This window comes from Moritella sp. F3 (assembly GCF_015082335.1).
Taxonomy (GTDB): Bacteria; Pseudomonadota; Gammaproteobacteria; order Enterobacterales; family Moritellaceae; genus Moritella.
The window spans coordinates 24,495-37,879 of sequence record NZ_BLRL01000003.1 but is presented as its reverse complement, the minus strand read 5'-3'; the positions used below and the strand labels follow the sequence as shown (position 1 = coordinate 37,879).

Annotated in this window: 11 protein-coding genes; 2 read left to right on the top strand and 9 right to left on the bottom strand. The window is 40.9% G+C overall.

The genetic code is table 11. The annotated features are described in order from the left end of the window. Positions 1-109: 109 nt before the first annotated feature. A complete protein-coding gene (gene cysS, locus JFU56_RS06445) occupies positions 110-1,513 on the bottom strand; it encodes a cysteine--tRNA ligase (protein WP_198436483.1) in 1,404 nt (467 codons plus the stop codon). Between the two features lie 246 nt (positions 1,514-1,759). Here cysS and JFU56_RS06440 point away from each other — a divergent pair, with 246 nt between their 5' ends. Together JFU56_RS06440 and JFU56_RS06435 are read left to right on the top strand one after the other, a co-directional pair. Beyond that, on the top strand, positions 1,760-2,257 hold the full coding sequence (locus tag JFU56_RS06440) for a peptidylprolyl isomerase (RefSeq protein WP_198436482.1): 498 nt from the start codon (positions 1,760-1,762) through the stop codon (positions 2,255-2,257). 78 nt (positions 2,258-2,335) lie between these two features. Beyond that, positions 2,336-3,070, top strand: coding sequence for a UDP-2,3-diacylglucosamine diphosphatase (locus JFU56_RS06435; RefSeq protein ID WP_198436481.1), 735 nt, complete (start codon positions 2,336-2,338; stop codon positions 3,068-3,070). A 143-nt stretch (positions 3,071-3,213) separates the two neighbouring features. Here JFU56_RS06435 and purF read toward each other — a convergent pair whose 3' ends face one another. From purF to JFU56_RS06395, 8 genes are all read right to left on the bottom strand, one after another. Then, positions 3,214-4,725, bottom strand: a complete 1,512-nt coding sequence (gene purF / locus JFU56_RS06430; RefSeq protein WP_198436480.1) for an amidophosphoribosyltransferase — start codon at positions 4,723-4,725, stop codon at positions 3,214-3,216. 58 nt (positions 4,726-4,783) lie between these two features. Next, positions 4,784-5,293, bottom strand: a complete 510-nt coding sequence (locus JFU56_RS06425; RefSeq protein ID WP_198436479.1) for a CvpA family protein — start codon at positions 5,291-5,293, stop codon at positions 4,784-4,786. 104 nt (positions 5,294-5,397) lie between these two features. After that, positions 5,398-6,003, bottom strand: coding sequence for an SPOR domain-containing protein (locus JFU56_RS06420; protein ID WP_198436478.1), 606 nt, complete (start codon positions 6,001-6,003; stop codon positions 5,398-5,400). A 6-nt stretch (positions 6,004-6,009) separates the two neighbouring features. After that, entirely contained in the window at positions 6,010-7,335 is a 1,326-nt protein-coding gene (gene folC, locus JFU56_RS06415; RefSeq protein WP_198436477.1) for a bifunctional tetrahydrofolate synthase/dihydrofolate synthase, read from the bottom strand. 23 nt (positions 7,336-7,358) lie between these two features. After that, the gene (gene accD / locus JFU56_RS06410) at positions 7,359-8,315 is read right to left on the bottom strand and encodes an acetyl-CoA carboxylase, carboxyltransferase subunit beta (RefSeq protein ID WP_198436476.1); all 957 of its coding nucleotides are present in this window, start codon (positions 8,313-8,315) and stop codon (positions 7,359-7,361) included. A 345-nt stretch (positions 8,316-8,660) separates the two neighbouring features. Beyond that, positions 8,661-9,452 (bottom strand): tRNA pseudouridine(38-40) synthase TruA, encoded by a 792-nt coding sequence (gene truA, locus JFU56_RS06405; protein WP_198436475.1) that lies wholly within the window; start codon positions 9,450-9,452, stop codon positions 8,661-8,663. 209 nt (positions 9,453-9,661) lie between these two features. Then, entirely contained in the window at positions 9,662-12,079 is a 2,418-nt protein-coding gene (locus tag JFU56_RS06400) for a FimV/HubP family polar landmark protein (RefSeq protein WP_198436474.1), read from the bottom strand. A 281-nt stretch (positions 12,080-12,360) separates the two neighbouring features. Beyond that, positions 12,361-13,377, bottom strand: coding sequence for an aspartate-semialdehyde dehydrogenase (locus JFU56_RS06395; RefSeq protein ID WP_198436473.1), 1,017 nt, complete (start codon positions 13,375-13,377; stop codon positions 12,361-12,363). Positions 13,378-13,385: the final 8 nt, after the last annotated feature.

Genomic DNA, 13,385 nt, shown 5'->3' with positions numbered 1-13,385 from the left:
ATAAATCCCTATCTAATAAAAAATGCCAATAACCGCAGAGATTAGACTCGGGTTATTAGCATTCAAAGTTAATTCAACTCTTGTGATGACATTAGCTTACAACGCCAACTTATTTTCGACGCCAAGTCGTACCGTTCGCGCCATCTTCTAAAACAATACCCAATGCATTCAACTTGTCACGTGCGTCATCCGCCATGCCCCAGTCTTTGCTTGCTCGTGCATCATTACGTTGTTTAATTAACGCTTCGATTTCTGCAGCTTCATCATCTTCACCTGCATCACCTTGTAAGAAAGCTTCAGGTGCTTGTGACAACAGACCAAGTACATTACCAAATGCAACTAACTGCGCCGCTAATTCACCAGCACGTTTCGCATCAATTTCTTTAATACGGTTAATTTCTTTCGCTAGTTCAAACAATACAGGGAATGCTTCAGGTGTGTTGAAGTCATCATCCATTGCTGCTTTAAACGTTTCAACATACGCTTCACAACCCGGTACAACGCCATCTACATATTCAGTCACATCAGCAATTGTCACATCACGTAATGCTGTATATAGACGCTCCAAGCTTGAACGCGCTTGTTTTAAATTATCTTCAGAGTAGTTTAACTGGCTACGATAGTGTCCTGAAAGTAGGAAGTAACGTACCGATTCACCATCGTATTCTTCTAATACATCACGGATAGTGAAGAAGTTATTCAGTGATTTCGACATTTTAACTTTGTCGATTTGTACCATACCTGAATGCATCCACGTATTTACGTACTCACCATTGTGTGCGCAGCATGATTGCGCCACTTCATTTTCGTGATGCGGGAACATTAAATCAGAACCACCACCGTGAATATCAAATACTTCACCCAGTAGCTTATTGTTCATTGCTGAACATTCAATATGCCAACCTGGACGGCCTTCACCCCACGGAGAAACCCAGCTTGGTTCACCAGGTTTAGCCATTTTCCATAATACAAAATCCATTGGATTACGTTTGTTTGATTCAACTTCAACACGCGCGCCTGCTTGTAGCATGTCTAAGTCTTGACCACTTAATTTACCGTAGTCAGCAAACGTCTTCACTTCAAACAATACATCACCACTATCAGCAACGTAGGCATGGCCTTTAGCTACTAACTTTTCAATGATTTCGATAATATCAGGCATGTGGCCCGTTACCGTCGGCTCGATATCAGGGCGGATCATATGCAGTGCATCAAAATCTTCATGCATTGCTTGGGTAAAACGAGTGGTTAACTGGTCGCAAGTTTCACCGTTTTCATTAGCGCGTTTAATGATCTTGTCATCAACATCGGTAATGTTACGAATAAATTTAACGGCATAACCGCGATGGCGAAGATAACGCACCACAGTATCAAACGCGACAAAAGTACGACCATGACCAATGTGACAGTAATCGTAGATAGTCACGCCACATACGTACATACCGATTTCACCTTCGGTGATAGGTTTAAATTGTTCTTTTTGGCGAGTCAGAGTGTTGTAAATCTTCAGCATCGAATAATGATCCTTGCGCAAACAGTAAAATGCAATTAATTGACTGATTTTACCATTCGCACTAATGATTACTAGCTTTGCAGCAGCATAAAACGACGAAATTTAGCTCAGCAACTAAAAAAGTGTATAAATCAGCCAAATGGAAGGATAATTATAGCCACAGACCTTCCTTGTGGAGGTTAAGGCTTTTCGATCGCGGGGCTTTAGGATAGAATTTAGCAGTTAATTAACCAAAGGATCATTAAAATGATAACTCTACATACAGATTTCGGTGACATCAAAATCGCACTTAACTTTGAAAGTGCACCAAAAACAGCAGCTAACTTCCTAGAGTACGCAAAAAGCGGTTTCTATGAAGGTACTATCTTTCACCGTGTAATCGATGGTTTCATGGTTCAAGGTGGCGGCATGCTTCCTGGTATGGAAGAGAAACGTTCAAATGAATGTATCGAAAATGAAGCAGACAACGGTCTGTCGAATAAATTAGGTACATTAGCAATGGCACGTACTTCTGATCCGCATTCAGCAAGTTCACAATTCTTCATCAACGTAAAAGACAACAACTTCCTAGACTTCTCAAGCAAGACGTCACAAGGTTGGGGCTACTGTGTATTTGCTGAAGTTGTTGAAGGCATGGACGTAGTTGAGAAAATGAAAAAAGTTGCTACAGGCAACAAACGTGGCCACGGTGACGTGCCACTAGAAGATATCGTAATTACTAAAGTAACTGTAGAAGAAGCTTAATCGCTCACTCAGTTGACTAAAATAAATACACTGCTTCGGTAGTGTATTTTTTTATTCACGACAAGGAAGCACACCAACATGACTACTTTATTTATTTCAGATCTACACCTTGATGACCGTCGCCCGCAAATTACCGAGTTGTTTTTGCATTTTCTTGCTACCGAGGCACGCCAAGCTGACGCACTCTATATTTTAGGCGATCTATTTGAATTTTGGTCTGGTGATGATATTAGCAATCCCCTTAATGACAGTGTGCAAGATGGGCTTAAAGCTTTAACTGCAAGCGGCGTAAAATGTTTCTTAGTAAAAGGGAACAGAGACTTCTTAGTAAGCAAACGCTTTGCTAAACGAACAGGCATGACGATCCTTGGTGATTACACTGCGATAAATCTCGATGGTCAGAATGTATTAATTGCCCACGGCGATACTTTTTGTACCCTTGATGAAAAATACCAGGCGTTTAGAACCGCCGTTAATATTCCATGGCGCCAAAAGCTATTTACTGCGCTGCCAATCTTCGTACGTGAAGCAATTGCCGATAAGATACGCGGCAAGAGTAAAGCCGGTAACCAGCAAAAAAGCATGAACATTATGGATGTGACTGAATCAGAAGTGATCAGTAAAATGCTTGAGTTTAAATGCGACACGTTAATCCACGGCCATACTCACAAACCCTACATACACGACGTAGCCCTTTCAGCTAACAAACAGGGTAAACGTATTGTGCTTGGTGACTGGTTTGATCAAGGTAGTGTATTAGTATGGAATGAAGGAAAATACGATTTGCAACAACGTGCCTTTTTAGCTAAATAACTGACAAAGCTAAATTGCCATATCGCGACATTAATCATCGCGAAATACGTCAAATCAAGATCAAAAAAGGAGCATTACGCTCCTTTTACGATCTATTTATGATTAAAACAAAAAATCACACAATTTGATTCACACTAAGCTTATTAGCCTTCGTTGTGAATTTCTAAATTAGCAATTTCTTCTTTTTCTTTGTCCGTTTTAGCACCATCACTACGAACATCGTTAAGACGCTGTAAATACGCCTCATCAATATCGCCAGTCACATACTCTCCACTAAACACAGAAGTTTCAAACTTTTTAATGTCTGGGTTGCATTTTGAAACTGCACTAATCAAGTCATCTAAGTCTTGAAAAATAAGTGCATCGGCACCAATCATCGTGGCAATTTCATCAACATTTCGGCCATGTGCAATGAGCTCTTCAGTACTCGGCATATCAATACCGTAAACGTTAGGATAACGCACTTCTGGTGCAGCTGATGCTAAATAAACATTTTTAGCGCCTGCTTCACGAGCCATTTCAATGATCTGTTCTGACGTGGTACCACGTACAATTGAATCATCAACTAACAAAACGTTCTTACCAACAAATTCTGACGAAATTGCGTTTAGTTTACGACGTACAGACTTACGACGTAGCGTTTGTCCTGGCATAATAAACGTACGGCCAATATAACGATTTTTCACAAAACCTTGGCGGTATGGTAATTCCAATACTTTAGCGATTTCTAACGCACTATCACATGATGTTTCCGGAATTGGGATCACAACATCAATATCAATGTCAGCCCATTCGCGTTTAATCTTATGACCTAGTTTCTCACCCATAGCAAGACGTGATTCATAAACCGATACCTTGTCTATTGTTGAATCTGGACGAGCGAAATAAACGAACTCAAATATGCATGGGTTATGCTGTGCATTTTCAGCGCAGTGCGCGCTAAATAATTCACCTTCATCGGTAATATAAACAGCTTCACCCGGTTCAATATCACGAACAAAATCAAAACCAACCGCATCAAGTGCAACTGATTCTGAAGCAACCATGTACTCTTTATGACCGTCTTCAGTGCGCATACCTAATACTAACGGGCGAATACCATTAGGATCACGAAAAGCAACAAGGCCATGATTAATAATCAAAGATACCACAGCGTAAGCACCAAGCGCTTGCTTGTGTACCGCTTTAACAGCAGTGAAAATATCCTCTGCAGTTAAATGTAAACTTGGGCATTTATCTAATTCATGCGCCATAACATTAAGTAATACTTCTGAATCAGACGTGGTATTAATGTGACGACGGGCTTTATGAAATTGATCTTCTTTTAATTGTGCAGCGTTGGTTAGATTCCCGTTATGAGCAAGGGAAATACCGAACGGAGAGTTAACATAGAAAGGTTGAGCCTCAGCGGCGCTCGAGCTTCCTGCTGTCGGATATCGAACGTGGCCGATACCAATATTACCTTTCAAACGTTGCATATGTTTAGCTTCGAATACATCGCTCACTAAACCATTTGCTTTACGCTGCCTAAAGTTTCCATCACTTAAGGTTACAATCCCTGCAGCATCCTGTCCACGATGCTGTAATACTGTTAATGCGTCATAGATAGACTGATTAACAGGGGTTGTAGAAACAATGCCAACAATTCCACACATAACCTAAATCCTCGTTTACTGTGCTTTCGATAAAATGCTATTTATAACGTTTCGCTTGTCATAAACCCTGCATGTTGTCCCATGCAGAAGCTTGATGTTCAAAAAACCATTTAATGAGTGGTTTCAACTCAGCGATTAGTGGCGAGCCCTGCCACCAAGCCGTTTCCGGAAAACTGGTGAATAACTGTAGAAATAACAGTAATACGCACACCACTAATACTCCTCGGGCAATACCAAAGCATACGCCGAGTAATCTATCCGTACCAGATAAGCCAGTTTTATCAACAAGCTGACCAAGTATGTAATTGAGCAAAGCCCCTAAAATAAGGGTCGAAATAAATAATAACGCTATCGCCACGCCATTTTTCACTAACTGTTCACTGAATGCGGCACTAAACGCATCAAAGTTTTCTAAGTAAGCAGCAATATCTTGATAATAAAAGCGAGATATAAAGAAAGCACAGAACCAAGTGCAAAGAGAGAACGCTTCCTTGACAAAACCACGTACTAAACTTATTACTGAAGATAAACCAACAATCCCTATTATCAGGTAATCAATCCACGCCATGTTTTGCTCTTCTCATTTTGAAATTCGCGCCATTGTAACAACTAAAATACAAGATTGATAATAGTTATAAACAAAAAAAGCCGACATAAATGTCGGCTTTTTAATTACTTGTCTCGAGGGTCAAACTTTTCAATAACACCCTTTAGACCCGTGATTTTTTGTAATTTTGGCAATAAACTTTTTAGTTCATCTTTATCGGTATTGGGGCCGACATAGAGCCTATTTAACTGCCCTGCTTGCTTATAGCGTGGCAGTCGGTAGGCATCAAAACCAGACTTTCTGATCTTTTTAACCAAATCATCCACTGCGGCTGAGTTTTTGAATGTACCTAAACGTATATTCCAGCTATTGCCGACAGGTGGTATAGCTTTTACAGTAGCGGCTGGTTTGACCAACGGCACCAATTTTGGCGCTTTAGTCATCGGCTTTGATGTGACTTTCTGCTCGTTACTTGCAGTGGTTAAATTAACTGTCGGCGCAGGCTCAACCAGTAATTCATCATCAGCTAACTGGCTATCAAATGAAGGTTTTTCTAAAGAGTCAAAGTTAACGGGATCAGCAAGTTCTACAAGCGCAGGCCGTAAAGGAATACTCGCCGTATTCTCACGATAGGTTATCTTCTGACCATCAAGTAAGTCAGGTAGAAAGATAATACCAATCGCCACTAAAATAATAGTGCCGACCAAGCGATGTTGAAATTTCGATGCCACGTTTATTTAACCACTTATATGTTGGGTAATTTCCGCTACGGTAAAGAATGAGCCGAAACCAATAATAATGTCATTACAATCAGCACTTTGGTTTGCCGATTGCCAAGCTTGCGCTATTGTATCATGACTCATAGGCTGCTGCCTAAGGCTATCATGGCTTTTACTGCTCAACAGCATTGCATCAGCTAATCCTTGCTCGATTTGCTGGCACGGCGCGGCGCGCTCACCTTGCAGTGGGGCAAGGTGCCAACAGTCAACAACATCAGTCAACGCAGCTAAACTGGCAGCAATATCTTTATCTTTTAGCATACCAACAACGGCGATAACCTTAACTGGCGCTCCGGCTTGTTGTTTTAAGCGATTAAGCTGTGTAGCCAAGTAACGTGCTGATTCAGGGTTATGTGCGACATCTAAATATTGCTGAGGCGCTGTGCCTAAGTGCTGCATGCGTCCAGGTAATCTTGCGTTAGCAACACCACTGCGAATCGCATGTTCAGGTACAGCTAAACCTAGTGCTTGCACAGCAGCAATGGCCGTCGCTGCATTTTGTAACGGTAACTGTGGAATGACCAAATCAGTAAAGGACAATGCTGACGCTTGTGGTTTCGCATCTGTATCTAATTGCCAACTCCAGCTGTTCTCAGCTTGATGATAATGGTAATCATGATTGACTGCAATTAAGTCAGCGCCAATTTCATGAGCATATTCAGCAATCGTTACTGGCGGATTAATAACACCACAGATAGCTTTTTTACCATGACGGAAAATACCCGATTTTTCCCGAGCAATAACGGCTTTATCGGTGCCTAACCAGTCTGCATGATCAATATCAATCGTCGTCACCACAGCAACATCAGCCGAGACAATATTTGACGCGTCTAAACGTCCACCTAAACCGACCTCCAAGATCACAACATCTAATGCCGCATCTTGAAATAATTTCAATGCAGATAATGTCGTAAACTCAAAATAAGTGAGTGTGGTATCGCTACGGCCTGACTCTATAAAAGCAAAAGAATCAGCGTGTGCTTGTGCTGTCAGCATTTTACCGTTAACGCGAACACGTTCTCGGTAATCTTGAATATGTGGAGAGCTAGTAACACCAACATTGAAACCCGCATCAAGCAAAATACGCTCTAAGAAGGCGCAAGTAGAACCTTTACCATTGGTGCCAGCAACTGTAATTACTTTAGCATCGAATGTCGTTAATGCTAAATCAGCAGCAACGCGGCCGATACGCCCTAAGCCCATTTCAATATTAACGGGATGAATACTTTCCAAATAGCAAAGCCAGTCTGCAAGAGACTGGCTTTTATTAATACTGTTCAACATCGGTAATAGTTACTCGCTAGTGTTTACTTGTTAATGCTTTGAGTGTCACTTGGCGTTTTAATTTCATCGGCTGCTGGAACAACACTTGGTGTCGCTTCAGTACTTGCTGCTTCAGTTGCGATGTTATCAGACGTTTCCAAGTTCATCATTTTCGCTAATAAGCCTGCAAGTTTATCACGCATTTCACGACGGTCTACAATCATATCGATTGCGCCTTTTTCTAGCAAGAACTCACTACGCTGGAAACCTTCAGGTAATTTTTCACGTACCGTTTGTTCGATTACACGTGGGCCAGCAAAACCGATAAGTGCTTTGGGCTCAGCTAAGTTAAGATCACCTAGCATAGCAAGACTCGCAGAGACACCGCCCATTGTTGGATCAGTCATCACAGAGATATAAGGTAAGCCTTTCTTTGACAATTTAGCCAGTGCAGCACTTGTTTTTGCCATTTGCATTAACGAGAATAACGCTTCTTGCATACGCGCGCCGCCACTTGCAGAAAAGCAAATTAGCGCACGATTTTCAGCCATACATACATTAATTGCGGCAACAAAACGAGCACCAACAACCGTTGCCATTGAACCACCCATAAATGAGAATTCAAATGCACAGACTGCAACAGGGATACCTTTAATTGTGCCTTTTTCGACAACTAATGCATCTTTTTCATTAGTTGCTTTTTGTGCACTCGCTAAACGGTCTTTATATTTTTTGCTATCACGGAATTTTAATTTATCACTTGGTTCAAATTCAGCACCGATTTCAATACGGCCTTCTTTATCAAGTAATTTATTTAAGCGTTCACGAGCATTTACTCGCATGTGGTGATCACACTTAGGACAAACGCCTAGATTACGCTCGAGTTCTGCATGATATAACACCTGGTCACAAGATCCACATTTAGTCCAAACGCCTTCCGGAATGTTACGACGTGCCGTTGCGCTCTTGCTTTTTGGTAGTATTTTTTCAATCCAGCTCATGAACCCTACTTATAATTTATTCTAATTAATTGAAGTATATGGAGTTAAATGCGTTGTTAATTGGAGCAGAAATTAGCATCCCGATACAATTAACAGAAATTAATGCGTTAAGTCGATGATTACCAAACTTAACAATACTCCACATTTCTCGTGTAGCACAATTAAATCACAGATTTTCCAATAAGTTTATATAAAACTGGTCATACCCTTGTAACTTGCTAGCAAAATCCCATAAAAATAAATAAAGCGAAATAAAATTGAATCATTTATAACGCTTTTTTTTACAGCTTAATTATACTTACTGCCTTGGAGTTACTTTGGTTTTATTATAATTAAAGCAAAGAGTTAAAACTGTTCAGGTAAGAACAATGGACCAACAGCTGGGCGCGGTAGGTTAAACTGACTTGGGTAATCGACTTCAACCATATACAAGCCTTCAGCTTTACTGGTTGCAGCAGCAACAGAGCGATCTTTTCCGGCTAATAACTCAGCAATCCAAGATACGGGCTTGTTACCTTTACCGACTTCCATTAATGAACCCGCTAGGTTTCTCACCATATGGTGTAAAAACGCATTTGCTTTAACATCAATAATGATGAACGCATTTTGACGTATCACTTTAATATGATGCATGGTTTTAATTGGGCTTTTGGCCTGACAATGTTTCGCGCGGAAAGAAGTAAAATCATGTTCACCAATCAATTGCTGCGCAGCCTCATGCATCAATTCAGCATTAATGTCACCGTAATAATGGCTAACGCCTGAACTTAAAATTGCTGGTCGTAATTGATTATTAAAAATAATATAACGGTAGCGTCTCGCTGTCGCGCTAAAACGAGCATGGAATTCTTCATCGACTTCTTGCGCCCAACGCACCGCAATATCATCCGGTAGATTGGCATTAACACCTAATGTCCAAGCGACATCTTGGCGTACTGCATCAGTATCGAAATGAATTACTTGACCGGTACCATGTACCCCAGAGTCAGTACGTCCTGCACAATGTACGATCACAGGGTGGTTAGCGACACGAGATAAAGCCTCTTCCAGCTTTTGTTGTACACTAATTACGTCTTTTTGACGCTGCCAACCGTAATATTTACTACCGTCATATTCTATACCAAGTGCAATTCGCATTTTTCTTCCAACTTTAAACTTTCATTAATTTCTTAAAACAAAAAGCGGTGACTTTCGTCACCGCTTTACTAAATATTACACAATAAATTTATTATGTTTTACAACATAGCTGTATCCGTCGATTATACCGTTTCAAGTTACAACTTAAAAGTAACTAACGCGCGATACGCTAACGATTAACTCACGTTAGCCTCACGATAATCAAATGATCATAGTCGGCTCAGCAATTTATTAACTTCAGCCTGCTGTCCAGCATCGCCAACACCCGCCAAGGGCTCTAATATTGATTTAGCGCCGTCTTTATCTTCAATCTCAAGATAAGCACGTGCAAGGTCTAATTGAGCGCCAAAACGATTCGTTTCATCATCAATATCAATCGCATTATTATCTAAGAGTGAATTACTGTATTGATCAAGCCCCACGTCGAGTTTCACTTGATCATAAGGTTCATCTTCGATGTTCGCTGGTTGTTGTCCTGCTTCATTTAATAACTTGTCGATATCAATAAACTCTTCAGCTTTCGCCGCTTCAACATCAATTGGCACTTGCTCGCTAGGCGCTTCACTAAATGCATTAGGGCTATACTCCGCCATCATAGCTTCGATATCATCCAGTGGTACATCTGCATTATTTGATGGCGATGCCGGTGCAGGAGTTGAAATAGAATTAGCACTCTCAGCGCCATCCAGCTCTGCTAACATTTCATCGACAGTCTGGCCGTGAGCCTGTGGCAAATCATCCTTCGCTGGTTCAGCCAACCCGGCGCTGGCTAAAATACTATCAATATCGTCTACATCGACATCAAGATCTTCGCTTGAACGTGCCGTTTCAACTGTTGCTGATGGAGTGCTATCCCCGCCCATTTCAGCCAACAAACTATCGATATCATCCATATCGACAGTTTCTTGATTAGCGACATTCTCAGCTTCAGATTGCGCAATCGCATCTAAGCCAGCTTCAGCTAACAGGTTATCTATATCGTCCATATCAACGGCTTCATTCTGCGTAGCAGCTTGAGGCTTATTATCAGGTTCGTCAGCCGCTTGATTAATAGCGTCTAATTCAGCTTCAGCCAAGAGACTGTCAATATCATCCATATTAACAAATTCATCCGCCGCAGAGCTCTGAGGTTGTTCATGAGTCGCCATATTGGCTTCAGCAAGAATACTATCAATATCATCCATATTGACAAATTCATCGTTAACCACAGGCTCTTGAGCTGTGTTTTCTGCTGTCACGTCGCCATCGTCAAGCGCGTTCAAATCAAAATCAGGTGTTTGTGAATTACCTAATTTAAATTTCTCTAATAAAGTATCAACTTCAGCTAAATCTTCATCTAAAGTATTCGCGCTGTGTGCTGGCTGGTCAGGTATCAAGCTTGGTTCATCAAGCTCTTCACGCCAACTTAAATCGGGCGCTATGCTATCATTTTCAAAGCTGGTGCTTTCATCATCCAGTGTTAGGTCTATATCACTAAAATCATTATCGTCCAAGTTTAAGTCTGGCATGATAGGCGCTTGTTCAACCACTTCTGGCATAATTGGTGCTGCGACTTGAGTAACGATTGCTGCTGGAGCATGGCTTACAATATCTGTAAGTTCCGCTTCCATTTGTAAGTTGAAATTAGGTTCGTCTAAATCTGGTGCTGCAAATGAGTTGATCTCATCAGATCCCATTGTAGACGGTGCCGACTGCGGTGTATCAGGCGCTGCAGTGTGGCTTGTCGCAGTTTCAGCAAGCGTTTCCGTACTAAGGTAATCACTGAGCTCATCAACTGTATTGTCAGTCTCAAACATCAAATTATCTTCAATGTTATTCTTTTGATCACTTCTATTTTTCAGCCATAGACCGAGCCAAACTAAACTCAATAATGAGAATACACCTGAAATACCACCAGCTAACCACCAATTATTATGCGTTTCGGCTTCTAGTATTGCGGCTTGTTCTGCTTTTTCAATTACACCTTGTTGCTCAGTAATCTGTGATTGTTGTTGTTCAATGAGCGCTTTTAAGTCTGCTTTTAATTGGTTATCGATTGCCATTTGCTCTTTAAGTTCAGCTAATTCCATACGGATTATTTCGAGCTGTAGCTTAAGACGGCGATTCGTTTCACTTGATAACAAAAGATGTTCATTGCTTTCGGTTAGCTCACCTTGCAGTAAAGCAAGTTTATCTTGCTTCGTTTGCCTCTTAGTCCCCGTCTTAGGCTTTGAAGCTGTAGGCTTGCTGGTAGAAACAGGTTCTGATTTCGATGCCGATTTACTCGTCAATAAACGCTTTAAATCTGAGCCATCAGTCGCTTGTATTTCAGCTGCGCTGGGGATCTTAAGCAGGCTACCATCAATCATTTTATTGATGTTACCGTTTAAAAATGCGTGCGGGTTAAGCGCTAAAATTGCCGCCATGGTTTTATATAAACTGAGGCTATTGTTCGGCCTTGTCGCTGTAGCAACAGACCATAACGTATCAGCTTTGACAATAGGGCCATAGCTATTAGGCGATGACGGAGTATGAACTTCAGGACCTTTTAACTGAAGCACAAATCCATTTGCATTGGCAGTCATGCCGGCCAAAGGCAGCAGCAAAAATAAAACAACCCATTTTAACTTAGTTAAACCCGATATCATTGCCAACCCTTACTATGAAACAATTCCAATACACTTAAACTCAATACACTTAAATCCAATATACCATATCCAAAATTCCAATATACACATGAATTTACAGCTATCTTACACTTTACTATTTTAATGATTAATTTTTGTAAAAAAAATTTGATATCTGAAACTATGATATGAATCCGAAAAATAAAATCAAATAAAAAAATAGCACCCTAGATTGGGTGCTATTTATGCTACTAAATAGATTTATAACTTGGTGACGTTTCAGCACCAGCAAGTTATAAACATTATAGGTAATCTTTAATCAGTAGCTCGGCAATTTGTACACTGTTTGTTGCAGCACCCTTACGGATATTATCGCCTACAACCCACATGTTAATACCACTTTCATGTGAAATATCTTCACGAATACGACCAACAAATACTTCATCATGACCTGCTGAGTCTGAAACCGGTGTTGGGTAGTCTTCTTCATTTTCAATCAGTTTAACACCAGGGGCATGGCGCATCAGTGAACGCACTTCTTCAGCACTAATTGGCGTACGCGTTTCTAAGTGGATCGCTTCAGAGTGACCATAGAATACCGGTACACGTACAGCAGTTGGGTTCACCATGATGTATTCATCACCAAAAATCTTCTGCGTTTCCCACACCATTTTCATTTCTTCTTTGGTGTAGCCGTTTTCAGTAAACACATCAATCTGCGGGATCACGTTAAACGCGATCTGCTTTGGATATACTTTAGTTTCAACTTCACGCGCATTAAGTAAACTTGCAGTTTGACCCGCTAGTTCATCGATTGCACTTTTACCAGAGCCAGATACAGCCTGGTATGTTGCTACGTTAATACGCTTAATACCCGCAGCATCGTGAATTGGCTTTAATGCTACAAGCATTTGAATTGTTGAGCAATTTGGATTCGCGATAATGCCACGGTTGGTATACTGAGCAATCGCTTCTGGATTTACTTCTGGCACAACTAATGGAATATCAGCGTCATAACGGAAGTGTGATGTATTATCAATGACAACAACACCCGATTCTGCTGCGATTGGCGCCCATTTCTCTGATACAGAACCACCAGCAGAGAACAAACCGATTTGAACTTGTGTCCAATCGAATGTCTCAACATCTAATACTTCAACTTGTTTATTATTGAAGGTAATTTTACCACCAGCACTACGGCTGCTTGCTAATGGATAAATATTACCAATTGGAAATTCACGTTCCTGTAAGATTTCCAACATCATTTGCCCTACGGCACCTGTTGCTCCTAGTACTGCAACATCATATAGTTGACTCATCAACGACT